The organism is Syntrophobacterales bacterium (assembly GCA_031274925.1).
Classification (GTDB): domain Bacteria; phylum Desulfobacterota; class Syntrophorhabdia; order Syntrophorhabdales; family Syntrophorhabdaceae; genus PNOM01.
Map to the genome: position 1 here is coordinate 1 of JAISPL010000036.1, position 24,835 is coordinate 24,835.

Annotated in this window: 20 protein-coding genes, 1 tRNA gene and 2 pseudogenes; 20 read left to right on the forward strand and 3 right to left on the reverse strand. The window is 49.9% G+C overall.

Annotated features, from left to right (window positions below; genetic code table 11):
* Nucleotides 1-666: 666 nt before the first annotated feature.
* From fdhD (LBQ00_06130) to LBQ00_06140, 3 genes are read left to right on the forward strand one after another with little or no spacing between them, the layout of a single operon-like run.
* Nucleotides 667-1,368, forward strand: a complete 702-nt coding sequence (gene fdhD / locus LBQ00_06130) for a formate dehydrogenase accessory sulfurtransferase FdhD (GenBank protein MDR2018430.1) — start codon at nt 667-669, stop codon at nt 1,366-1,368.
* Nucleotides 1,369-1,403: 35 nt separating this feature from the next.
* Entirely contained in the window at nt 1,404-2,219 is an 816-nt protein-coding gene (fdhD, locus tag LBQ00_06135) for a formate dehydrogenase accessory sulfurtransferase FdhD (protein ID MDR2018431.1), read from the forward strand.
* Nucleotides 2,220-2,237: 18 nt separating this feature from the next.
* On the forward strand, nt 2,238-2,492 hold the full coding sequence (locus tag LBQ00_06140; GenBank protein ID MDR2018432.1) for a cytoplasmic protein: 255 nt from the start codon (nt 2,238-2,240) through the stop codon (nt 2,490-2,492).
* Between the two features lie 181 nt (nt 2,493-2,673).
* On the opposite strand, the gene LBQ00_06145 is transcribed toward LBQ00_06140, so the two are convergent.
* Entirely contained in the window at nt 2,674-2,961 is a 288-nt protein-coding gene (locus LBQ00_06145; GenBank protein MDR2018433.1) for a DUF3124 domain-containing protein, read from the reverse strand.
* 4 nt (nt 2,962-2,965) lie between these two features.
* On the opposite strand from LBQ00_06145, the gene LBQ00_06150 reads away from it, so the two are divergent.
* The 10 genes and pseudogenes from LBQ00_06150 (at nt 2,966) to LBQ00_06195 (ending at nt 13,910) form a co-directional block, all read left to right on the forward strand.
* On the forward strand, nt 2,966-4,195 hold the full coding sequence (locus LBQ00_06150) for an MFS transporter (GenBank protein ID MDR2018434.1): 1,230 nt from the start codon (nt 2,966-2,968) through the stop codon (nt 4,193-4,195).
* Between the two features lie 320 nt (nt 4,196-4,515).
* A pseudogene (gene tadA / locus LBQ00_06155) lies at nt 4,516-4,962 on the forward strand (tRNA adenosine(34) deaminase TadA).
* Nucleotides 4,955-5,045 (forward strand) — tRNA-Ser (locus LBQ00_06160). The pseudogene tadA and the gene LBQ00_06160 overlap by 8 nt, the downstream one beginning before the upstream one ends.
* 273 nt (nt 5,046-5,318) lie before the next feature.
* Nucleotides 5,319-7,298, forward strand: coding sequence for an ASKHA domain-containing protein (locus tag LBQ00_06165; GenBank protein ID MDR2018435.1), 1,980 nt, complete (start codon nt 5,319-5,321; stop codon nt 7,296-7,298).
* 48 nt (nt 7,299-7,346) lie between these two features.
* Nucleotides 7,347-8,102 carry an AAA family ATPase gene (locus LBQ00_06170; protein MDR2018436.1) on the forward strand — a complete coding sequence of 252 codons (756 nt, stop codon included), beginning with the start codon at nt 7,347-7,349 and terminating at the stop codon, nt 8,100-8,102.
* Nucleotides 8,103-8,494: 392 nt separating this feature from the next.
* Nucleotides 8,495-10,051: a glycosyltransferase family 39 protein gene (locus tag LBQ00_06175; protein MDR2018437.1), complete on the forward strand. Its 1,557-nt coding sequence runs from the start codon at nt 8,495-8,497 to the stop codon at nt 10,049-10,051.
* Entirely contained in the window at nt 10,041-10,970 is a 930-nt protein-coding gene (locus tag LBQ00_06180) for a glycosyltransferase (GenBank protein MDR2018438.1), read from the forward strand. Before LBQ00_06175 ends, LBQ00_06180 begins: the two co-directional genes overlap by 11 nt.
* Complete coding sequence (locus LBQ00_06185) at nt 10,967-11,902, forward strand: formyltransferase (GenBank protein MDR2018439.1); 936 nt, start codon at nt 10,967-10,969, stop codon at nt 11,900-11,902. Before LBQ00_06180 ends, LBQ00_06185 begins: the two co-directional genes overlap by 4 nt.
* Nucleotides 11,899-12,933, forward strand: coding sequence for a bifunctional UDP-4-keto-pentose/UDP-xylose synthase (locus tag LBQ00_06190; GenBank protein ID MDR2018440.1), 1,035 nt, complete (start codon nt 11,899-11,901; stop codon nt 12,931-12,933). The genes LBQ00_06185 and LBQ00_06190 overlap by 4 nt, the downstream gene beginning before the upstream one ends.
* A gap of 62 nt (nt 12,934-12,995) precedes the next feature.
* On the forward strand, nt 12,996-13,910 hold the full coding sequence (locus tag LBQ00_06195) for a polysaccharide deacetylase family protein (protein ID MDR2018441.1): 915 nt from the start codon (nt 12,996-12,998) through the stop codon (nt 13,908-13,910).
* A gap of 100 nt (nt 13,911-14,010) precedes the next feature.
* Here LBQ00_06195 and LBQ00_06200 read toward each other — a convergent pair whose 3' ends face one another.
* Complete coding sequence (locus LBQ00_06200; GenBank protein MDR2018442.1) at nt 14,011-14,712, reverse strand: GntR family transcriptional regulator; 702 nt, start codon at nt 14,710-14,712, stop codon at nt 14,011-14,013.
* Nucleotides 14,713-15,101: 389 nt separating this feature from the next.
* Between LBQ00_06200 and trpS the strand changes: the two genes are divergently transcribed.
* On the forward strand, nt 15,102-16,082 hold the full coding sequence (gene trpS / locus LBQ00_06205) for a tryptophan--tRNA ligase (GenBank protein ID MDR2018443.1): 981 nt from the start codon (nt 15,102-15,104) through the stop codon (nt 16,080-16,082).
* Nucleotides 16,083-16,731: 649 nt separating this feature from the next.
* Here trpS and LBQ00_06210 read toward each other — a convergent pair.
* Nucleotides 16,732-16,929: a hypothetical protein gene (locus tag LBQ00_06210; protein MDR2018444.1), complete on the reverse strand. Its 198-nt coding sequence runs from the start codon at nt 16,927-16,929 to the stop codon at nt 16,732-16,734.
* A gap of 146 nt (nt 16,930-17,075) precedes the next feature.
* Here LBQ00_06210 and LBQ00_06215 point away from each other — a divergent pair, with 146 nt between their 5' ends.
* The 6 genes and pseudogenes from LBQ00_06215 (at nt 17,076) to LBQ00_06240 (ending at nt 24,825) form a co-directional block, all read left to right on the forward strand.
* Nucleotides 17,076-18,359: a TolC family protein gene (locus LBQ00_06215; protein MDR2018445.1), complete on the forward strand. Its 1,284-nt coding sequence runs from the start codon at nt 17,076-17,078 to the stop codon at nt 18,357-18,359.
* Nucleotides 18,356-19,489 carry an efflux RND transporter periplasmic adaptor subunit gene (locus LBQ00_06220; GenBank protein ID MDR2018446.1) on the forward strand — a complete coding sequence of 378 codons (1,134 nt, stop codon included), beginning with the start codon at nt 18,356-18,358 and terminating at the stop codon, nt 19,487-19,489. Before LBQ00_06215 ends, LBQ00_06220 begins: the two co-directional genes overlap by 4 nt.
* Before the next feature lie 11 nt (nt 19,490-19,500).
* Nucleotides 19,501-22,647, forward strand: coding sequence for a CusA/CzcA family heavy metal efflux RND transporter (locus tag LBQ00_06225; GenBank protein MDR2018447.1), 3,147 nt, complete (start codon nt 19,501-19,503; stop codon nt 22,645-22,647).
* Nucleotides 22,648-23,111: 464 nt separating this feature from the next.
* A complete protein-coding gene (locus LBQ00_06230; protein MDR2018448.1) occupies nt 23,112-23,873 on the forward strand; it encodes an enoyl-CoA hydratase/isomerase family protein in 762 nt (253 codons plus the stop codon).
* Between the two features lie 238 nt (nt 23,874-24,111).
* Nucleotides 24,112-24,228 (forward strand): annotated as a pseudogene (locus LBQ00_06235) (IS630 family transposase).
* A 177-nt stretch (nt 24,229-24,405) separates the two neighbouring features.
* Nucleotides 24,406-24,825 carry a pyridoxamine 5'-phosphate oxidase family protein gene (locus LBQ00_06240; protein MDR2018449.1) on the forward strand — a complete coding sequence of 140 codons (420 nt, stop codon included), beginning with the start codon at nt 24,406-24,408 and terminating at the stop codon, nt 24,823-24,825.
* The last annotated feature ends 10 nt before the right edge of the window (nt 24,826-24,835 follow it).

The following is a 24,835-nucleotide window of genomic DNA, read 5'->3' on the forward strand; positions in this document are numbered from 1 at the left end:
TGCATCTATTATGCGTTTACGTAAGTCCTTCGATAATGGCGCTGGCGTCCTGTAAACACCCCTTCTTCTTGGATATTTACAGAATATTCTATAGTATGTGTTTTGTTAAGTTGGTATAATAAGACTGCCCTCGGTAAAGGCGGTCTTGAGGCTTAGTTCATCAATGGTCTCGGGACGGTGATTACGATCAGTCTAACTTCAGAGTTTCCTGTAGCTTGTTGCAGGGTATTTATTCTTAGCCCCTTGTCAGTTAAGGGTTAGCTCCAAGATATTCGGCTTCTATCTGGTAACCAAGAAGCTCCGAAAAGGGTGCAACGGGCGCTGGCATTATCGCTCCTCATGTCGATGAGGCTCGTCTTTGGGACGATCCATGTCATTTATGATTATTTCCACAACATTATGATCCAAGGCAATATTCGTTTCTCGTGGTCACGGTTATCTAAAGCACGGTCGTCCCGACCGTGATTCAGGGGCGCATGCCTTTCCCTCCGTCTAACTTTTGTCGCCATCTTCAGGAAGGGAATGGAACCGGGGGCAATGGATCAAATCATTGCCTCCCCCGGGGCTTCTGACCTGCTTTTTTAGATTATTCATTGGCGTATGATTGTGATATACTGGCAGTATTATGGAGATCAATATGGTTGCTGTCCTCATTTCTGGCGTTCTATGGAAAGCAAAATTCTGAAAGAGGTATCCTATATCGGGTCTGACGGGGACGCGGTTTCCGTCTGCGAAAAAATCATTAGGGAGAGTGCGCTCAAGGTAATGATCGATGGGGAGTACTATGCGACAGCAATGATAATGGCCGATATGGAAAAGGAATATGTGGCCGGGCACCTCTTTGCGCAGGGAGTAATAAACAGTGTGGCTGACATCATCGCCGTGGAAATCGAAAATGACGTCGCCCGTGTGCAGTTGAGAGGCGATAGGAAGAGACAGACTATTTCCGGGAATGTCCGCTCCTGCATTGTCGTCTCAGGACGGGATGTCTTCAATTGCGTCCGGGCCATTCTCAAGTCGCCGGTTTTCGCCGAGACCGAGGCCGTGCACTCGGCCGGGCTGTTCCTGAACGGCAAAGAAGCCATCTCTATCGCTCAAGACATTGGCCGCCACAATGCGCTGGATAAAGTTGTCGGGGATGCTATGTTTAAGAATATTGATTTTGGAAGAACGCTCGCCGCTTCCACGGGAAGGCAGCCGACCGAGATGATCATAAAGTGCATAAAGACCGGTATTCCGATCATTGCCACCAAGGGCGTGCCCACATCGGCGGCCGTGGAACTGGCGGAAAAGGCGGGGATAACAATCGTGGGGCTGGTGAGGGCCGAGACTATGACGGTCTATTCTCACCCGGAGAGGATTGGATAGATTTGACGATCGCGGGTGAGGGCGACTGTATACTGATGGACACTGCAAAGACTTTAAACGTTCAAAGATTTACGGGAGTAAAATTTGTGCCCTCCGAGTCAAGAGTGGTGGTCGAAAAAGAGTTGCCTGTCTATGTGAATGGGGAACATCTCGCCACCGCTTCCCTGGTACCCTCCATGGAGAAAGAGTTTGTTGCCGGATACCTTTTTGGACAGGGCTTTATCGACAGCGTCGGGGAGATCGTGGAACTTAAAATCACGGAGAGAGGAGCGGACGTTGTCCTGGTAAGGACGGATGTGGCATCAACCAGGAAGACGAAGGCAAGCTGCCGCATCGTTTCAGGCGGCGGCCGCACGGCCTATTTCGAATCAGGCATTTCTTCTCGGATAAAGTCTGGCCTCAAAATCGAGAGAAGGAAGATTTTCCGGGCAATGAATACCTTATTTGAAAATGCAGTCCTCTACGATGAAACCGGAGGCGTTCATGCGGCTGCCCTTTTCGACGAAGGGATGCACCGTCTCTCCATCGTGGAAGATATAGGAAGACATAATACGCTGGATAAAATCATCGGCTATGCACTCTTTCATAATATCGATTTTGCCGGGACTTTCGTGGTTTCTACGGGCCGTATGTCATCGGAAATGATCGTTAAGGTTTGCCGTGCCGGCATTCCGCTTGTGGCTACCAAAACCGCCGTTACCGATGAAGGCTTAAGAATCGCTGAAGACCACGGGCTTACCGTCGTCGGTTTTGTCCGGGACGCTGGCTCTAAAATGCACACGGATATGGAAGTCAGGGTCTTCGAAAAAGCGCAGATGAAAATATATACCGGTGCGGACCGGGTACTTTAAGGAAACAGGTGTACCGCTATGGCAAGATATTCCCATCGTTTTGTGGAAATGTATGATGGTTTTGTGGGGTATGGCCTGGACAGACAGTCCGATGAAAATACCGTCCAGTTCTACCTGCAGAAGTTCTCGGATGACGATCTGATGAAAACGGTTTTGAAGAGGATGACCGACGACGATCTGGCAGAGATATTCGATGTAATTGGTAAGATGCTGAAAAAACATCTGAACGAGCCCGAATACCACCGACTATTTCTCAAAGACGAAGGGGTGTGATCCGCTCCCGTTTTTATCTACGATTGCATGGGCCCGCGATATGCAAAGAGATACCATGTTGGTTCTGCGTACCTGTCATAACCGGCTCGACGATCGGTGCATTCACCAGCATGCCGGACCGCCGCTATACGCGAGCACATTTGCCTCCTATCTGCCTTGTGCCATCCGAATTCCTTATATTTTAGAAGCGCGTCGATCCATTCGGACTGATCTGCAGAGGTTTTTCCAGATATTTTTTAAAAAGTCTTCCGTCCTTATCATAATAGTTAACTTCCGTAACGGTGAGATGGTCTGTTTGGTCCGTATTCCAGGCACTCACGGTGGCGACGCGATCCCAAAGCAACAAGGTCTTTTTGCTCCTGAAACAGATATTAAGGGTATCGGGAACATAACTGGTTGACGTATTAAGTATATTGGACAAAGAGGGTAATACATTATAGAGTATTGCCGGACTTGGATATGAGGACATAGGTATGGATGCAGAGAAGACAATAAGACCATCAGGGCAGTGTGAGCCAGAGACAGCCCCTCCGTCGGGAGAGGGAACTTTGGCAGCGAGGCAGTCTGGAACCCTTGTGGCACTCTTTGCCATCGGGTTCTTCGCTTTTCTCAATCTGTATACAACCCAGCCGCTCTTGCCTCAATTTCGGCATTTCTTCATGGCGTCTGAACTTCTGGTGAGTTTTACTGTGAGTGCCCCGGTCCTTGCGGTGACGCTCACGGCCTTCATGATCGGGCTTGTCGCCGATGCAGTGGGTCGCAAAAGGGTGATTATTGCCGCCGTTTTTGGTCTTTCTCTTCCCACAATTCTGGCTGGGACATCGGCTAACCTTGGTCAGCTCGTGATGTGGCGTTTTTGGCAGGGGCTCTTCATTGCAGGCATCACATCCGTCACCATCGCCTATATCAGTGAGGAGTCGCCATCCAAGTCGCTGGGATCCATCATGGCGACCTATGTTACCGGGACCGTCGTGGGCGGCTTTGTGGGTCGCTTCAGTGCCGGGTTTATTTCGGCCCGATACGGCTGGCGAATTTCCTTTATCGTCCTTGGCGTGGCAACCATGGCAGGTGCAATTGCTGCATGGTCGCTTCTCCCCCGTTCTACGAAATTCATCCGACACCGCAATATTGTCCAGGCTCTGAAACCCATGTGGGGGCATCTCAAGAATCCTCCTCTTTTAGCCACTTATGCCACGGGGTTCAATGTCCTTTTCTGTCTCGTAGGAACGTTTACCTACGTGAACTTCTATTTGGCGGACAAGCCGTTCCTTTTAGGTCCCACCGCCCTTGCATTGATATTCGTTGTCTACCTTGTCGGAGTAGTAATCACTCCTTTGGCAGGGCGGTTCATGGATCGCGTCGGCCAGCGGAAGGTACTTATGGGGGCTGCGGGAATGTCTGCAACAGGAATGGCCATGACCTTGATTCACTCCCTGCCGCTCATTATCGCTGGGCTTGCCCTCGTGGCTTCAGGGGTCTTCGCATGCCACTCCGCGTCGGCGAGCCACGTGGGAAAGGCGGCCCGCGAAGCACGCTCTTCCGCGGCAGGTCTCTACATCTCTTTTTACTATCTCGGCGGCTTCGCCGGCTCCGTCATTCCCGGCATTCTCTGGAAGTACGCCGGATGGCGCGGTTGCGTGGCGATCATGATCTTCATGCAATTAATCGCTATATTGATCGCCAACCGGTGGTGGCAGCGCTAAAAGCAAAGGCGCAATCATGCCTTTCCCTTGGCAAACCATCGACAGACGCCTGACAAGTATTATAAGAAGTATTTGCTCAATAAAAAGAATGTCCTGATCTTTAAGAAGAAAGACAATATTGCTCTGGTCAGCCTCACCCGCTATAGGTGTTCCGGCAAGAGTAGCCGAGGTTGCGTTTCCCAGAATTCGCGTAGGGGCAGTCCCTCGTGACAGCCGTTTTTAAATAACGACTAACGTCTGATAACCAATGACTTCAAAGACATCCTGGCGCGAACCTATTTCGTTGATTTTGTGATTGATCGGGGGTATATTTATTGTCCATGGAAAGCCAAGCCATCATGCAGATCTGTCTTGACGAGGCTTGGAGGGCCTTTGACGATGGTGAAGTTCCTGTCGGTGCGGTTGTAGTCTCGGCCGGGGGAGCGGTAGTTGCAAGAACTCACAACCTCACGATTCGTGCTAATTCCCCTACGGCCCATGCGGAGATCCTCGCAATAAACGAGGCGGCGAAGGCATTAGGGAACTACCGCCTTACGGGATGTTCGCTTTACGTGACAATGGAACCTTGCGTCATGTGCGCCGGGGCAATAATAGAGGCGAGGCTGAAGGAGGTAATATTCGGATGCTTCGACGCGAAAAGAGGCGGCCTCTGCTCAATCGTTGATATAAATACACTCCCCCTGAACCACAAGCTGGAGATAAAGGGAGGAGTGCTCGAAAATGAAAGCAAGGCACTGCTCAGAAGATTCTTTCAATTAAGGAGAGGTACCGAAGTGGTCATAACGGGGCCGACTCGAAATCGGCTGTACGCCTGATAAGCGTACCGTGGGTTCGAATCCCACCCTCTCCGTTTTTTACCTCGTTAATTCAAGTCGGCATTAAATCTTGTAGTCATCAACGAATCAATACCATACAACAAGCTACAGAGTATTGATTTCATTCACCCCACATGTGTGATGTATCCACACGGGCAATGAGATCAACAGGTCATACCATAAATTTGGTCTTGATGAGTTATGTTTACCGAGGTAACCAACGACGACGACCGCCTCCCCGGCTTTTTTGAAAAACCTTTTCCATTATGTTGTATAATAGCGGCAAGAGATGACACTGAAGGATATTCATGGCGGAATACAGGGTTAAATTTTTTCCGATGGAGACAATGTTTAGTGCTGCTGAAAGCGATAATCTCCTTGACGTGGCGATGAGATCTGGCGTCCACATCAATGCTTCCTGCGGAGGAAACGGCACATGCGGTAAATGCAGGATCATGCTGCGTGAAGGTGATGTGAATTCTCCTTCCCACCGGACCATTACGCCGGAAGATTACGGGAACGGAGTTAGGCTCGCGTGTATGACCGCCATCCATGGTGATATAGCCGTAGAAGTGCCGTTGGAGTCCCAAGTTGACAGGACGGCCCTCGGCAGGCGGCGGGAGGCGCCCCATATCCTCTCCCCCTCCGATGCAGGCAAGCTCGTGGCCGGGATGGAGATTGATCCCGCAGTTTTTAAGAGATACATCAAGCTCCCTGAGCCAACCATGGAAGACAATATCTCCGACCTTGCGAGACTTACGAGAGAACTCAGGACGCAGTGCGGTATTCACGTTCCATACGTCGATTTCCTGGTTTTAAAGAAGCTTGCGAAGGTATTGAGGGCCGGGAAGTGGAAGGTTACCGTGACGATTGCCACCACCGGCTCCAGTTATACGCTCATCAATGTGGAGCAGGGAAACAGAGAGTTTGAGAATTACTCCATCGTACTGGACATAGGCACCACCACCATCTGCGGTCAGCTTCTTGACCTTGCCAATTGCGGTGTTACCAGTATAATGGAGCGCCTGAAAAGCGAAAGGGATCTCTGCACCCTGTCTGAACACTCCGACTACAACAAACAGATCAGCTTTGGCGAAGATGTAATATCGAGAATTGTATTCTCCGGAAAGAAAGATGGGTTATGCAAGTTGCAGGAGGCCGTTGTTGACGCGATAAACCAGGTCATTGATGAGCTTGTCGCGTCCGCCGGGATCATGGCAGATTCCATATCCCATGTTGTTTTTGCGGGAAATACAACTATGACCCACCTTCTTCTGGGCCTTGACCCCACGTATATCATGCGGGCCCCGTACATACCCACCACAACCTTTTTTCCGCCCATCAGGGTCACCAGTCTCGGTGTGAAACTTGGCGACCATGTCCATGCCTTCACCTTCCCTTCTGTCGCGTCCTATGTTGGAGGGGATATCATTGCAGGCGTCCTCGGATCGGGTATGTTCCAGAGAAGCGAGACCACACTCTTTCTTGATATAGGAACCAACGGTGAAATCGTGCTTGGTAATAAAGACTGGCTCACATGCGCCTCCTGCTCCGCAGGGCCAGCATTTGAAGGGGGAGGCATAGAATTCGGCATGCGGGCGGGAAAAGGTGCGATAGAACAGGTACGCATCAACCCCTCAACATATGAGCCCATGATTCTGACCGTAGGGAAGTCCAAGCCCGTGGGCATATGCGGCTCCGGCCTCATTGATGTCGTGGCGGAGCTTCTGGAAACAGGTCTTATTGATCAGAAGGGCACATTCGACAGAAATGGAAAATCAGGGAGGGTCAGAGCCGGTGCGAACGGGCATGAGTATGTGCTGAGCTACGGGCCGGATACCGGGACCGGCCGGGATATTGTCATCACCGAATCAGATATTGACAACCTCATCAGGACGAAAGCGGCGATCTATGCGGGCTGCAAAGTCCTTCTCGACAGTCTCGGTGTGAGCGTGAGTGAAATTGACACAGTCATTATCGCTGGTGGGTTCGGCCACTACATCGACCTCGAAAAGGCGATCACCATAGGCCTGTTCCCTGAACTGCCTCTCAGGAAATTCATATTTGTGGGAAACAGCGTCCTTCTCGGTGTACGGCTGGCCTCTTTTTCCAGTGAATTCCTTAAAGAAGTCAATGAAGTGACCCGCAAGATGACCAATGTTGAACTCTCTGCCAATCCTAGATTCATGGAGGAATTCGTGGCGTCCATGTTCCTGCCTCACACGGACGAGAGGGTTTTTCCGAAAGTCATGGAAAGACTTATGGGCACGCGAAAGAACGCCGAATAGGTTGATGAAGGCAGAAAAGAGAAAGGTAAAAGGTAAGGAATAAAGATTATGCAGAAAATTTTAGCGTTTGCAGGAAAAGGTGGTGTGGGGAAGACTACTCTGGGGGGGATGCTGATCAGATACCTTGTTGAGGAGATCAATGACGGACCTGTCCTCGCGGTCGACGCAGACCCCAATTCGAACCTCAACGAGGTTCTGGGTCTTCCAGTGGAGAATACCATCGGGGAAGCCCGTGAACTGATGAAGAAGGATGTTCCTCCTGGCATGACAAAGGACATCTGGTTTGAGCACAAGGTAAACCAGGCCATTGTTGAAGGAAAAGGGTTCGACCTCCTGGTCATGGGAAGGCCTGAGGGGCCTGGATGCTACTGTGCGGCAAATAGCCTGGCAAAGCAATCGATTGACAGTCTGAAGGGTAATTACACATTTGTCGTAGTGGATAACGAAGCTGGAATGGAACATATGAGCAGGCTTGTCACCCAGGATGTGGACCACCTGTTTGTGATCTCAGACGGGCAGCCCAGGGGATTGATCACGGCGAAGAGGATTCTTGATCTGTCTGGGGAACTGAAGCTGAATATCAAAAATACCTATCTTCTGGTAAACCGCCTGAAGGAAGAGGATTTAGAGACCATTGCCAGGGTCGTCCTGGAGATGGGCCTTGAAGTGACGGGTACTGTCAGGGATGGCAAAGATGTTCTGCAGGCAGATGCGGCAGGCAAGACCATCTTTGATTTGGATAGGACGTCCCCTGCCCTGTTGGATGCGTACAGGATATTTGAAAAGACCGTTAGCCGACAATAAAAAGTCTTCGGAGGATATTTCAGCAGGAATCGCATATCAGGCAACAGTGTCTGCGGTACCAGGCCACCCGGCAGCAGCCAAGACACCTCCTAAGAATCACCTTATGAATCCTTCAAGAGTGAGGTGTTTTCCCAAGTGCAGACGGCAAAGCCGGAGAGTATCTCTCATGATGTCTGGCGTGCATCTGAAAAACAACGGAGGAGTTACGCAAAAAAGCTACATAGCAATATTGAAAGTTTCACAAACGATGATATACTTGACGCCTTTGCAAGAAGATACCCGACGAGGAAAACTTTATTGAAAAAAGCCCGATATTGGGATATAAAAGTGACTTGAAAGTTATGTCCTCTTGAATAGCCTGGCACTGTGTTCCATATAGTTGTCCTTTACCTATGAAAATAAAAGTACTGATACTTCTCTGCTTCACATATCTGTTATTCTTTTACAATCTCGGAGGCATTGCGCTTTGGGATCCGGATGAGCCAAGGCAGGCCATCATGGCCCGTGAGATGATGGAGCGTCACGATTATATCCATCCATACCTGAACGGTAAACCCTATCTCGAGAAGCCGCCTTTTTATCCCTGGATGATAATCGCGGCGTCTAAGGTGACTGGCACACTCAACGAATTCTCCGCAAGGATGCCCGCCGCAGTCTCGGCCACCATGTTAGTACTCGTCACATTTATGCTCGGTTCCGTACTTCTTGATGCGAGAGGAGGCTTAATCAGCGCGGCAATTCTGGCTACTAATTACCAGTTCCTCTCTAACGCCCGTGAGTCCGTAATGGATATGACCTTCGCTTTTTTCATCGGGCTTACCATATACCTTACCTATCTGGCGCTAAGAAGAAGGCATAAATGGCTCTTTGCCCTTGCATTCCTGCCCTCCGCCCTTGCTATCCTGACAAAAGGGCCGGCAGGCCTTGTGATTCCGGCAGGCGTAATATTTATTTTTATAATAAAGGAAAAAGAGGTTAAGAGGTTTTTTGGACCCATGGCGCTGGGGTGCCTTCTGTCAACCGCCATCGCCTCCATATGGTTTATCATGGCGGGTCCCGAGTACATAAAGGAATTCATTGTCCACCAGAATTTCACGCGGTATACCAATGCCTTTGACCATGCCGAGTCTCTGGGCTACTATTTTCATAAACTCTTTATCAACTTCCTGCCATGGAGCATTTTTCTGCCTTTCGCAGTCTATCACGGGTACAGGAAAAAATATTGGCTTCCCTTTATATGGTTTGTTTTCACGTTTCTTTTCTTTGAGTTTTCCACAAGCAAAAGGGCCATATATCTGCTCTCCTGCTATCCCGCCATTGCGCTGCTATCAGGTTTCTACCTGAGAGACAAGTGGTCGGAACTGGTGCATCGGGGAATCCCAGGATATCTCCTCAAGGCTCTTGCTGTGCTCCTTGCCTTTTTGCCGATTGTTTCTGTGGTTGTTCTTCGCAATGTGTCCAATCAGACATTGGAGGTGTTCAGGAGCGGGCCGTCCGTGCTCTATCTTTACTTAGGCCTTCTGTTCGTTGCCGGGGGAGCATTTTTTACCTGTCTCCTCAAAAAATTGGAAAAAGGCGCCCTCATATCCTTTTTTGTGTACCTCACCATAAGCGGGCTGTTCTACAATGTGCTCTACATGCCCGTTATTGACGAAGCGTTCAAGTCACCCCTCCGGATAACGGACAAACTTAAGAGTCTCACCGAATCGAGAGATATCTGGACCTTCGGATTCAGCTCCGCAGGATTAATATATTATGTCGGGAAGCCGATCCATATGTTTCTGTCCGTAAAGCAGATAAAAGAGGATAAACGTGATATACTGCTTATTGTTGAAGACAGGGAAACCTCTCGCCTTCAACGAGAGTTGAACGCCAGGTATGTTCCGGTAGGGAAGGCGCGTTACGAGAAAGAATACTACACCTTCTATGTGAGGAAAGATGGAAGATAACCCTTATGTCTCTGTGTTGATCCCGGTTCTTAACGAGCAGGAATCCCTTGAAGAGCTTCAGATGAGACTCCGGAATACACTTGAGGGAATAGAAAAGGCCTATGAGATCATCTATATAAATGATGGCAGTACCGACAATACACAGAAGATGCTTGAAGATTTCCATTACCATGACAAAACGGTAAAGGTGATCGAATTCAACAGGAACTACGGGCAGCACATGGCCCTTTTCGCGGGGTTTGAAGCGGCAAGAGGGGAGATTGTCATTACGATAGATGCCGATCTCCAGAATCCGCCTGAAGAGATCCCCAGGCTTATCACAAAGATGGAAGAAGGGTATGAAGTGGTGGGTACATACAGAAAGGACCGCAAGGACTCTTTTCTTAGAACTTTCCCCTCGTATGTGGTCAACAAGATCACGGCCCGCCTCGTTGGTGTTAAGCTCAAAGACTACGGCTGCATGCTCCGCGCTTACCGGAGAAACATAATCGACTATATGAATATGTGTCCCGAGTCGTCGAGTTTTATCCCGGCCCTCGGAAATACCTTCGCGAAACGGATCGTGGAGATAGAAGTGGGTCATGAGGAGAGAAAAAGAGGGACCTCCAAATACAGTCTGTTCAAGCTCATGAGGCTTAATTTTGACCTCATGACGAGTTTCTCTCTCCTTCCCATCCAGTTTATAGGCGTGCTGGGGATCGTCATTGCCATTCTCGGCCTTGCATTCGCTTTCTTTCTTGTTATAAGACGGTTCATCGTAGGGCCTGAGTCGGAAGGGGCGTTCACCCTTTTCGCCATCCTGTTCTTCTTCATCGGTATTCAGATATTCGCCCTTGGCATCATCGGGGAATATGTGGGAAGGATATATCAAGAAGTAAGACGCCGCCCGAGGTTCATTATAAAGAAGGAATTGCGGTGAAGGCGGTAGTCTTTGCGTACCACGAGATCGGATATGCATGCCTTGACGAGCTTCTCTCTTTTGGGGCCCATGTCTCCTGCCTTTTCACCCACGAAGACGACCCAGGCGAAGAGATATGGTTCAAAACACCCGTCCGTCTGGCGAAGGAACGCAATATTCCCGTGTATACTCCCGAAACTCTCAAAGACCCTCGTTGGGCGGACCTTATCAGGCAGGCGAAACCGGATGTTATCTTCTCCTTCTATTACAGAAGCCTCATTCCAAAAAGAATTCTCGAAATTCCCGGGACGGGCGCTTTCAACGTTCACGGCTCGTTACTGCCTCAGTTCCGAGGGAGGTGCCCGGTGAACTGGGTACTTATCGCAGGAGCTGAAAAAACCGGGCTGACCATGCATTTCATGGAGGAAAAACCGGACGCCGGCGATGTAGTGGCTCAGAGAGCCGTGGATATTACCTCGGACGACACCGCCCACACCCTGTTTTTGAAGCTGGTAAATGAGGCGAGACCGCTCATGAGGGATATCCTTCCCAGACTCCTGGACAGGACCTTCACCCGCATATCCCAGTCGGAGCTCGGCCCCTCGTCGTATTTTGGTGGCAGACGTCCGGAAGACGGCCTTATCTCCTGGGAGAAGGATGCCCGTTCGGTTCATAACCTCGTCAGGGCGGTTACCCACCCCTATCCTGGAGCTTTCACCTACTTTGACGGAAAAAAGCTTTTTATCTGGCAGACCGAGGTTGAACCACGAATGGAAATTGATCCGGCGGTGCGAAAAGGAGAGATAATCTCGACCAACCCCCTTGTCGTTAATGCAGGTGGCAAGGCGCTCAAACTGGTGACGGTGGAGTTCGATGGGGAAAGGGAAATTAGCGGCGAGGCATGGGCTGCCGTCTATATATCAAAAAACCGAATACTGGGAGGTAACGCTTGAAAATACTGATACTCGGAGTAAATGGATTTATAGGAAACAGCCTTACAGCGCAGATCCTGCGTGATACGGACTGGGAAATCTACGGCATGGACATAAAGTGCGACAAGCTGGACACATGTCTCGGGCACGAGCGGTTCCATTTCGTCGAGGGAGACATAGCGATAAACAAGGAGTGGATTGAGTATAACGTGAAGAAATGCGACGTTATCATGCCTCTCGTCGCAATCGCGACGCCCGCAACATATGTAAAAGAGCCGCTCAGGGTTTTCGAGCTCGATTTTGAGCAAAACCTGAACATTGTTAGGCTTTGCCTGAAATACAATAAGAGACTTCTCTTTCCGTCTACGTCAGAGGTGTACGGCATGTGTCCCGATGGCGAATTCAACGAAGATGAGAGTCCTCTTGTCACCGGCCCCATAAGGATGCAGAGGTGGATATACAGCTCGTCAAAGCAGCTTCTTGACAGGGTCATATGGGCCTATGGGTTCCAGAATGGTTTAAGATTCACTCTTTTCAGACCTTTCAACTGGATCGGGCCAAAACTTGACGAGCTGACCACGGACCCGGAGAAGGAAGGCAGTTCAAGGGTAGTGACTCAGTTCATCAGCAATCTTTTTTTGGGGGAACCGATCAAACTGGTGGACGGGGGCCTTCAGAAGAGGTGCTTCACATATATCGACGATGGAGTGGAGTGCCTCATGAAGATTATAGAGAATAAAGAAGGCAAATGCGACGGCCAGATCTTCAACATAGGAAATCCTGACAATGAGGCGACGGTGAAGGAGCTTGCCGGAAAGATGAAGGCCATGTTCATGGCCCACCCGAACACGGCGCATTTCAAGAAGTTCGCTGAGATAGTGGAAGTCTATTCGAAGGATTATTACGGTGAAGGGTATCAGGATATAGATCGCAGAGTGCCTTCCATAAAGAAGGCGAAAGAGTTAATCGGCTGGGCGCCGAAAGTCGATCTTGATACAGCCCTCAAGAAAACCCTTGATTATTATCTCGAAACAAACCTGAAAATGGCTTGAAGGAACGGATAAGGAGGGAATATTTGCCGGAGTGATGACTGTTCCCCGGCTAAGGTATCCTAATGGATAAGGCTTGGCATAAGACAATAGGTGTTAAGGTGGATGTGGATACTGATGTGGGCATGAAGAACGGCGTGCCCGTGCTCCTTGAACTTTTCCGAAAATATGGCATCCATGCGAGTTTTTTTGTACCAATGGGGAAAGACCATACAGGCCGGACCGCGAAAAGGGTATTCACGAAGAAAGGATTCTTGAAGAAGGCGGGAAGGGTAGGGGTCTTGAGCACTTACGGAGTAAAGACGCTAATGTACGGTCTTGTCCTGCCCGGACCTGAAATAGCCAGAGAAAACGGCCCCGTGCTTCGCCGGATTACGGGTGAAGGCCATGAGGCCGGAATACACGGCCTTGACCATGTGTACTGGCATGACCACATCAAATCCTTAGGAAAAGCAAGAACAGTTAAGGATCTTGAGAAGGCTTTTACCGTATACCGGGAAGTTCTCGGGAATCCACCGGTCTCCTTTGCGGCCCCTGGATGGATGATCAACGGCCACGCCCTTAACTGGTTTGAGGAGAAAGGCTTTATTTATTCGAGTGACACGAGGGGGTCATATCCTTTCCGGCCCATACTGGGCGGGGAAAAATTCAAAGTTCTCCAGATCCCGTCGAGCCTGCCCACGCTTGACGAGATGGTGGGCATTGCAGGCACCGACCAGAAGGCCCTCGCGGACCATTTCTTTTCCCGCCTGACAGACGGACTCAATATCCTCACGGTCCACACCGAGCTTGAGGGAAAACGATGGACCGGCTTTCTCGAATCTTTTGTCGTTGAGGCCTTGAGGGATAGTTTCACCTTCGTCCGGCTTATTGATATTGCCGCGAGGTATGAAAAAGGGGAAAACACCCCTTCATGTGAGATTGTGTACGGCCACGTGGAGGGAAGAGCGGGCGAAGTCTCCCTCCAGAAGACTTCCTGATAGCGGCCGGGTGTTCCGTTTGCTCCTTGTGGATATGATTCTGCCGACAAAAGCGCTGTTGCCGGAATAACGACGCAGAGAATGTAAACCTTCTGAGACGTTACACTAATTTTGCGGCTCTCTTCCTCGGGTGCTGCCTGATCCTCTTCTTAATGAATTTTTTTGCTCTAATGAAGAGCTTGTGCATGGTCTTCTGTACCAGCTTAGGATTATTAGCCTTCATCGCGGTGATCATGGTCAGATGATCACGGACCGCCGTGACTGCCATTCTGTCATTAGTGAAACAGATAACTCTGTACCGGTGAATGAAATCCCTGAGTTCATTGACTACCTTCACGAGTTTTTCGCTCCTGGCCGTCTTGTAAAGGGTGTCGTGAAAGAGAGTGTTGAACTTGACGATCTCCTCCATATTTTTCTTGATTAAAGCCTCTTCTTCATGTTTGACGATCTCCTCCAGAGCTATGATGTCCCGCTCGGTGGCTCTTTTTGCGGCGAGGTAAGCCGCATGGGTTTCGAGTATTCCTCTTATTTCGAAAACTTCCTCGACTTCCTCGGCCGTAACAGAACCCACCGCAAAACCACCCCTCGGCAACTTTTGAATGAGTCCTTCTTTTTCGAGTTTCTGGATCGCCTCCCTGACAGGGGTCCGGCTCGTTCCCATATCCGCGGCCAGTTTTTCTTCTACAAGGCGAGTATTGGGCTCCCAGTTTCCATCCAATACATTGTTTTTGAGCTGCCTGTAAACCTGTTCTCTCAAGAACCTATCCTTGTTCGGTAATTGTTCCTTATTCTTATAGCTCATGGCTCCCTCTTTATTATGAATCTCTTTGGACATATCCCACAACAACGCACCGCATTGCCGTCTTTCGCGCTTGATACTAAATATACCCGAGATGGATACCGCAATCCGGAAACAAGCTGGAACATGCCAGATTGTCTGTCATATATGATATCCCACTCATTGCCGCAAGATAGTTCATTGCTTAAAGTCACTATATTATTCTATTCTCGAAAATAATTGTCAAGAGAATTGTATATAAAAAGGCACATTTCAGTTTTCCCATGACAAAAGCCTAAGGCTTGAAATCAGGAGGGATTAAACACGATGGACCTTGTGGTAATATACCCCAGGCTATTGATTTCGCGTCTGATTATGGTGTAGAATAGACGATTACGGCACCGGAGGAGAGTATGCAGAGAATTTTCAGCGGGATTCAGCCGACAGGGGATATCCATATAGGGAACTATGTGGGTGCGATCAGACAATGGGTCGTCCTCGCCGATATGTATGACTGTGTTTTCTCCGCAGTCGACTACCACGCAATTACCGTCGAATACCCGATTGAGGAGATGAAAAAAAGGATCATCGAAACCGCAGTCGTGCTCATTGCGTGTGGGTTATCACCCGAAAAATGCAAAATCTTTGTCCAGTCTCATGTGCCGGAGCATACCGAGCTTGCTTGGATCTTCAATTGTGTGACCCCAATAGGTGAACTTGAAAGGATGACCCAGTTCAAAGACAAGTCGAAGCAGCACAGGACAAATTTGAATGTGGGCCTCATGGATTACCCTGTCCTTCAGGCCGCCGACATTCTTCTTTACAAGGCAGGGTTTGTGCCGGTGGGAGAAGATCAGGTCCAACATGTGGAGTTGTGCAGGGAAGTGGCTCGAAAATTCAACAGCCGGTTCAAGCCTATCTTTCCAGAACCAAAAGTGATACTCTCCGAGGCGCCCAGGATTCTCGGAGTCGATGCAGCGGGCAAGATGTCCAAGACCATGGGTAACTACATTGCCATCCTCGAAGATGAGAAAACTATATGGGAGAAACTCCGGACGGCGGTAACGGATGTAAGCAGAGTGAGGAGGACCGATATTGGCAATCCCGACGTATGTAATATTTTCACAATGCACAAAGCGTTCTCAGGAGACGAGATTCGCGCGGATGTGGAGAAAGGATGCCGAACGGCCGGTATAGGGTGTATCGACTGCAAGAAAATGCTCTTCAAAAAAATGATGGAAGAGTTGATACCCATTCAGGAGAAGGCAAAGACATTAATGAAAGATCAGTGCTATGTCCTTGATGTCCTGCGGCAGGGGGCGAAGGCGTGCAGTATAATAGCCAAGGATACGATGCAAGAAGTAAGAGAAACCTTGGGCCTGTTGCAGGCGTAAAGGCGGGAGGTTATATAGATAAGTTACTCTAAGTTTTTTCCTTACCCTATCCTTATACTTCTAAATCAGTTTCAACAATGACGCAAAATTAAGTGGCGGCCATCTATAGTTTTTAAGCTGAAGCTGGTTGTCTATACGGTCTTTTCTCCTATGATACAAATACTTTCAATGGATTATGCACCATGCAGCTATTGTCCCTCCGCTATTCTCTTGATAAAAAGTTTAAATCTCTACGGATCTAATTCTCGGCCCCTTAAGGCACGCGCTTGCCTAATAGTCAGTCGTAAACCCCGAGGTATCCCGCCCCTTGGGGCGGGGAGGTTTATGATAATTGTTTTGTAAAGGTCATACATAACAACGGTCATAGGTTACCGGTATGGCCATTATAACGCGTATAGGGCGAATGAGGCATCTATAATATAAGATTCACGCTTCCATATTTATATATAGCATGACGGCAGTCTTCGGGCAGTCAGTCCGGCCAGCGTAGCGAGGAGGAGCAGTAATGGAATGAAAAATTAGAAAAACTGCGGCATAGTTATATTATGTTGACAAGTTCCAAAAAAAGGGTTAAAAATAAGGCGATATGAGTAAATTTAGGTTTCAACGAATTAGCATGGTTTTTCTGGTCTTCTGCGTGGGGGTATTCTTACTCTCTCTTCTCACGGTAGAATTCCATAAAAGCAATAGCTTTCCGTGGCTCAAGTACGCCGGCTTCCTTGAAGCCGACTCTGAAATAGCCATAGTTCCCGATTGTACGGTTGCCATCAAAGAGACTCGGGTCGTTGCTTACCGCGTCTCCCACCATAAGGATATTTTTCCAGATCAAACCACACTCTTTCTCCATGTCTACAGGGGTCCTCCCTCTTTAGAATCGTAGTTATCAATTCGGTTTTCAGCACTATCTGACCATCATTAGCGGGGTGTATTTCCGCTCTCATGGTGGCCGGAGTACCACTTTGATACCAACCCATACTTTTAGGGAGGTTACACATGCAATGTCCTGCATGGAGTTTACTTACAGTTGTTATAACGGCGGTGAGTTGCCTTGCCGCAGGGCCGCTTTGCGCAGAGCCGCTCACATGGCAGGAAGTCCGGGCGAAATTTATATCCACCAACCCGACCTTGCAGGCGGCGAGGATCGGTGTTGACGAGACACGGGCCCAGGAGATTACCGCGAATATGCGGCCGAACCCGGAATTCACCGTGGGTTATGACAATCTCCATCCTTGGAGAAAGTCCGAGACTACCGTGGATGTCCAGAAATATGTGTCGCTAAGCTATCTCTTTGAGCGCATGAACAAGCGGGCGCTCAGGCGGGAGAGCGCGGAGAAAGAGACGAGGATTGCCGTCTCTCAGACGGCGGATCTGGAGAGAAACCTCCTTTTTACTTTAAGGAGTGCCTTTATACAGGTCCTCCAGCAGAAAGCGGCGCTTGATCTGGCGAAGGAGAACCTTCTCTACTATGACAAGGCGCTTGAAGTTAACGCCCATCGGTTTAAGGCAGGGGATATTGCCAGGATTGATTTGGCTCGCCTCCAGCTCCAGAGAGTCCAGTTTGAATCCGATGTGCAAAACGCCCTTGTGAGTCTCAGGACTTCAAAGATACAGCTTCTCATGCTTCTTGATGACCGAACCCCTGTGGACCTGTTCGATGTCACAGGATCCTTCGAGTTTTCCGAAACAATTGAGTCCCTGACGGAATTTCGCGATATAGCCCTGGAGGCGAGGCCTGACCTCAGGGCCGCAGTCCAGGCGTACGATCAGGCCAAAACAAACCAACAGCTTGCTGAGGCAAATGCATCGACGGATCCGACGGTAGGCATCGGGATGGGCCGTCTTGCCGAGAGCTCCGGATCAGACCCGAATTCGAACAGCCTGCGTAACTATGTGGGCTTTTCAATAAGTATCCCTCTTCGCATATTTGACAGAAACCAGGGGGAGAGACTTCGTACCAAACTGGACATCAACCGCACCGACAGGTTGAGGGCGGCGGCGGAGGCCCAGCTTTACAGCGATGTGGATTCGGCCCACGCCGCGCTTATGAGTACGGTAGCCCTTCTCAAGCCTTACAAGGAAAAATACCTTGATCAGGCCTTAACAGTGCGAGACACGATGACATTTTCCTATGAGCGCGGCGGAGCGTCTCTTCTTGACTTCTTGGAGACGCAGCGTGACTACCGGACCGTCATGATGACCTATCTTGGCCTTGTCGGCTCCTATCTGACTTCCGCGGCGCAGCTCAATCTTGCCGTAGGCAGGGAGGTAATTCAGTGAAACGTCTTATTCTTTTTCTTATTCTTTTGGTGATTTTGTGTCCTCTCGCGGCGGGGTGCGGCCGCAAAGATAGTGATAAGTCGGGCGCTCCTCCTCCTGCTAAGGTGGAGAGAGAACAGGACTCCACAGGGTTTCAGGTGGATCACCCTGACCAGTTTCCGCTTGTGACCGTAGGTGAGAGGAAGGCTGCGCCAGAGCTGACCGTTACGGGGGTGGTGAGTCCCGATGTAGCCCGTACCGTCCCTGCCATATCCCTCGCCTCGGGCCGAGCGGTGGAGATCAAAGTTCGCCTTGGTGATACGGTAAAAAAAGGACAGCTCGTTATGAAGGTCAAGAGTAACGACGTCTCCGACGTGTACTCCGACTACCGACAGGCTGCGGCGGATCAGGCACTGGCGAAGACCCAGCTTGAACGCGCAAATGTCCTCTATGAAAAAGGAGCCATTCCAAAGAAAGATCTGGAAGTGGCGGTTGACGTGGACGTCAAGGCCCAGATTGTCTGTCAGTCCGCGAGGGAGAAGCTTAAGAACTTAGGCGTTACGAACCTTGACGGTCATCCGGATGGGATCGTCAACGTGTATGCCCCGATATCGGGGGTCATTATTGAGCAGAATGTGACGACAGGCGCAGGAGTGAAGTCCCTCGATGCCTCCCCGAACCTTTTCACCGTGGCCAATCTTGACTACATCTGGATCGTGTGTGATGTGTACGAGAATGATCTCTCTTTCGTGCGTCTTGGTGAATACGCGGACGTTCGTCTTAATGCCTATCCAGACAAAATTTTTAAAGGACGTATAAGCAATATTGGACCGGTGCTCGACCCCGATATCCGTACCGCGAAGATCCGGCTGGAGATGCAAAACCCAGGTCTTATGAGGATCGGTATGTTTGCTACCGCCACTTTCTATGGCAGTGAAGAAGCGGTACAAGCCACGGTCCCGGCCACGGCTATCCTCCACTTGCAGGACCGGGATTGGGTTTATATTCCGGTGGAGGGAGGCAAATTCCGGCGTGTTGAGGTGAAGGCCGGGAAGATGCTCCCAGATAAGATGCAGGAAGTAGCGGGGATCAAGGGAGGGCAAAAAGTCGTCACGAACGCACTGGCGCTGCAGTCCACCGCGCAACAGTAAGGGGAGTCAAGATGATACGCGCTGTCGTCGATTTTGCATTAAACAGAAGATACATCGTGTTGGCTTTTGCTTTGTTGCTTTTTGTGACGGGCATATTTGCGTTCAAGCGTCTCCCTGTAGAGGCCTATCCTGACGTTGCCAATAATTATGCATGGGTCATCACGCAATGGCCGGGCCGGGCGGCAGAGGAGGTGGAACAGCAGATCACGGTCCCCATTGAAAACGCGATGAACGGTATTCCTCATATTACCCACCTCCGGTCCGTTTCGGTGGCAGGACTGTCTGTGGTGATTCTTGTCTTTGACGACGATTCGGATAACGTGTGGAATCGGCAAAGAGTCTTAGAGCGCATCTCCATAGCGAACCTTTCTCCGAGCCTCCAACCCGAGATTGGTCCTGATTTCAGCCCGGTGGGCCAAATATACTTCTACACCCTTAGGAGTACGAACCCTAGTTATGACGCCATGGAGTTGAAATCCCTGCAGGATTGGGTGCTGGTAAAACAGTTCAAGACAGTACCGAACGTGGTGGATGTATCGGTATTCGGCGGTCCTACCATGGAATACCAGGTGAGGGTTGATCCCGACAAACTCATCTCTTATGGTTTAAATATCGGCCAGGTGGAGCAGCAGCTTACGAATAACAACATGAATGCGGGAGGAAGCTTCATTGAGGCCGGCATGCAGCAGATTAATGTCCGTGTGGTCGGGTTGGTGCGCACCGTGCAGGACATCGAGGATACGGTTATTGCGGCCAAGAATGGCACGCCGGTCAGGGTGAAAGATATTGCTACCGTCTCTCAGGGCCCGAAGATACGGCTCGGTCAATTCGGCAGGGCGATCCATCGGGAGGATGGAAAGATAATAGATAACGGAGACGTCGTCTCCGGGATCATTCTCATGAGGAAGGGCGCGGAGTTCGACTCTACGCTTGAAGGTGTGCATAAGAAGGTGAAGGAGCTAAACGAGAAGATCCTTCCGCCTGGTGTGCAGGTGGTACCTTTCAATGACCGGAGCGATCTCGTTCACCACACGACCCAGACCGTCCTTAAGAACCTAACTGAAGGCTTCATCCTTGTGACGATCGTGCTCCTCATTTTCTTAGGCAGTCCGAGGGGCGCACTCATTGTCGCCCTTACGATCCCATTTTCCCTGTTATTTGCATCAATCTGTCTCAACCTCAGGAACATCCCCGCGAATCTGCTCTCTTTGGGCGCCCTTGATTTTGGCATGGTGGTAGACGGTGCGGTCGTGATGGTGGAAAACATAATCCGTCACCTGGGTTCAAAGGAGTCGACAGCCACCGTACCGGACAGGATAAGGGCTGCTGCACACGAAGTGCAAAGACCTGTCTTCTACGCCATTGCGATCATCATCAGCGGTTACCTTCCGGTCTTTACGCTTCAACACGTGGAGGGGCGTCTGTTCAAGCCCATGGCATGGACCGTGGGGTTTGCCCTTCTCGGCGCCATGATATTTTCCATCACCATCGCTCCGGTCCTGGTGAGTCTCATATTCCGCAAAGTGACCCCCGAGTGGCACAATCCGGTTGTCGTGTGGCTCACGAAGCACTACCGGACGGCCCTGACCTGGTCTATACATCATCGAGCAGTAATGGTAGCCATTTCGATGTTCATCTTGTGCGGCAGCATTTTCCTTGTGAAGAGCGGTGTGATCGGATCAGAGTTCCTGCCTCATCTCGATGAAGGCTCCATCTGGGTGCGCGGCACTCTTGCGCCAAGCACTGGACCGAGTGAAGGGATCAGGGTGGCGGACAAGGTTAGGGTGATACTCGCCTCCTTTCCCGAGGTCACAAGGACTACAAGCCAGGTAGGACGGCCTGATGACGGAATGGACTTTACCGGTTTTTTCAATACCGAGTACTGCGTGAACCTTAAGCCGAAAAACGAGTGGAGACCCGTATTTGACCAGGACAAGGAGAAACTGATCGCGGCCATGAACCGTGAGCTTCAAAAGATACCAGGCGCGATCTGGAATTTCTCCCAACCTATCCAGGACAACATGGAGGAGGCCGTGAGCGGAGTGAAGGGGCAGCTCGTCACGAAAATTTACGGCGACGATTTAAAAATTCTTGAGACCAAGGCAGAGGAAATCGTCGAAACCATGCGTCACATCAACGGCGTCCACGACCTTGGGATTTTCCGCGTAGTCGGTCAGCCGAACCTTAATTTCGAGGTGGACAGGGTGCAGGCGGCCCGCTACCAGATAAACGTCGCCGACGTGCAGGACGCTATTCAGACCGCAGTGGGAGGAGGAGCTATCACCCAGGTCTTAAAAGGCGAACAACGCTACGACCTCGTGATGCGTTACCAGTCGTCCTATCGTGATACGAAAGAAGCAATCGAGAGGGTGCGCCTCCTTGCACCTTCCGGGGAGAGGGTTTCGCTTGCTCAACTCTGCAAGGTGGAGACGAGAGACGGAGCCTCGCAAATCTACCGGGAAGGGAACAGGCGGTACATCGCGGTTAAATACAGCGTGCGGAGCCGCGATCTTGGGAGTACTGTCGAAGAAGCGATTGAAAATGTCGGCAGACATGTAAAGCTGCCTCAAGGCTACTATATCAACTGGATGGGTGAATATGAAAGCCAGAAGAGGGCGGAGAGGCGACTGCTTGTCGTTGTGCCGCTTACCATATGTCTCATATTCATAATAATTTACGGCGCCTTTGGTTCCGCCAAATGGGCGTTTCTTAACCTGATTAACGTGGTTGTGGCGCCTATCGGCGGTCTTATGGCGCTCCTTGTCACCGGTACTCATTTCAGCGTCTCTTCAGGGGTAGGGTTCCTTGCGCTCTTTGGGGTATCGGTCCAGATAGGGGTCATTATGGTGGAATACATAAACCAGTTGCGCGCAAGGGGGTATTCCGTCACGGAGGCGGCAATAGAAGGGGCGACACGTAGACTGCGCCCTATTATGATGACCATGCTGGTGGCCACCTTGGGCCTTCTTCCTGCAGCTATGTCCCACGCCATCGGGTCGGATTCCCAGCGACCCTTTGCCATCGTGATCGTGGGGGGGTTGATCGCAGATATGTTGATGAGTATTTTTCTGCTTCCCACGTTCTATGTTTGGTGGGCGAGGCCGACGGACCGTCTGCCCAGGGCCGAAGAGACGATGGATATCGAGCTTGTCGATTAGCGCGATCGCCTGCGGTGGAGGATTTGAAAAAGAGAATGCCGCCTTTCTGATTCTTTGGTTCGCCTTCACGCTGTTATTCTTTATATGCTAGGAATTCGTCCGTCTTAGCGTATGGATATAACCGCTCTCGGCGGTGGTTATATCCATACCGGGCGGCTTGTCCGGCGTCACGCTCTTCCGATGATGGGGGGCAACTTACGCAAAGGCCCGGACGGTAGCTGCATAAGGATATATGCGTCCAATAAAACCGGAAAACTTAGGCGGTATGAGAGAAAATCTCTTTCTGTTTATGACACAGTCATTGGGGCTACCCTTGCCATGTTGGCGCTTGTGTTTCTCATATACATCTTCCGAAAAAAATGAGACGAAAAGGATAGCGGAGAACATGCGTTTTGACTGATACGAAAAGAAATCGTATATTTTGAAGTGGAGTGTAAGATCCAATCTTGATACGGAGGTGTTGCGTGGCGGAAAACGTATTGGAAGAATTGAGAAACGGTGTGTACACTATTACCTTCAACAGGCCCGAAAAGAGGAACGCCCTGACCCTGGAGGTACTGGTATCTTTCTCCCAGGCGCTTAGAAACGCCCAGGAGAAAGGGGCCGCCGTCGTGGTTATAAGAGGGGCGGGGAGAACTTTTTCGGCAGGTGGTGATATAGCCCAGGTTAAGCAGAGTCCCGGGAGGATAGATTCCATGGCGGATGCGCTGCACAGAGCCATCATGCTCATAAGGAAAATGGACGCCATAGTTATTGCCGTCGTTGAAGGTCTCGCGGCAGGCGCCGGGGTGGGTCTTGCTCTGGCGTGTGACTTGTCAGTGGCGGAAAAAAAAGCGATCATGAATGTAGGGTATCGTAGGCTCGGCTTGACACCTGAAGGGGGCAACAGTTTTTTTCTTCCCAGGATGGTGGGAGCAAAGAAATTCAATGAATTGTACCTCTTCTCCCGCAACATCAACATGGATGAGGCCCTTGATCTTGGTTTGGTGAATTATGTATGGGACGAGACAGAACTTGAAGCCAATCTAGATGCTATGGTCAAAGAACTTATGGCCCTTCCGCTGGAGACTATCCCGCGGTTCAAAAATCTTGTGAATCATTCAGTTTACGGAGGATTGGAATTGCACCTCGACAGAGAGAGATTTTCCGTCTCCCAACTCGGCGGTAGTGACCAGTTTAAGGAGCGGCTAAATGAGATTGCCATGAGGCGACGGGAAGGTATCTAAGGTAGAGCTGATTTATTATAATTTGTGCGGAAAGCGCCTTACCGGGGGCCAATAAGAACGTTACGTATGCGTAATACAATACCTTCAATGTCGCGAACGGCTATATTACCTAAAAAAAGAGGAGATGGACCAGCTTTCGGGGCTACTGTCGTCCTCCTCTTTACGGTTTGCAGGAGTCGTTTGGGACTCTTGAGTATATATTGGTTATAGCTGACGCACTTGAAAGAGGCCCAATCATCCTTATTCGCCGGAACTAAGCTTGATTGAACGTTTCTGGGGCTGGCTCAAATCTCGGCGTAGCGTCCTAAATCTATTCGATTCATTTGACGATGTCCTTACAGACTGTTTGTTTTAAAGTACGGTGACTATATCATGCAAAGCATAGGCCGCGTTGACCTTATGAAAGAAAACGGCATGGACGATATTCTGAAAGCAAACGGTTTCATTGAATAATCCATACCCACAAAAAAGTGGGTAATTTACTATTATTCTTTGCCACCATATAATGTAATTCATGGAGGTTATTTAATTGATGCGTGATGTAGTACAAACGATTGGGAATTTGATTGACAAACAGAGCGTTTCTTTGATTAGTTCTGTTGACGGTGACGGATTCCCAAACACAAAAGCTATGGTGCCGCCGAGAAAGCGCGAGGGCATAAAATCTTTTTGGTTCACAACAAACACATCGTCAATGCGAGTAGCGCAATATCGCTCTAACCCAAAAGCCTGCATCTATTTCTTTGATAAAAGGTTTTTCCGTGGTGTTATGCTGAAAGGCGCAATGGAAGTCTTAGAGGACGCTGGGAGCAAGGAAATGATTTGGCAGGAAGGCGATACCATGTACTACTCAAAAGGTGTTACCGACCCTGATTATTGTGTTTTGAGATTTACAGCGCAGACGGGCAGATATTATACGAATTTCAGTTCAGAGGATTTCAAAATTGAATAGCACCAACATC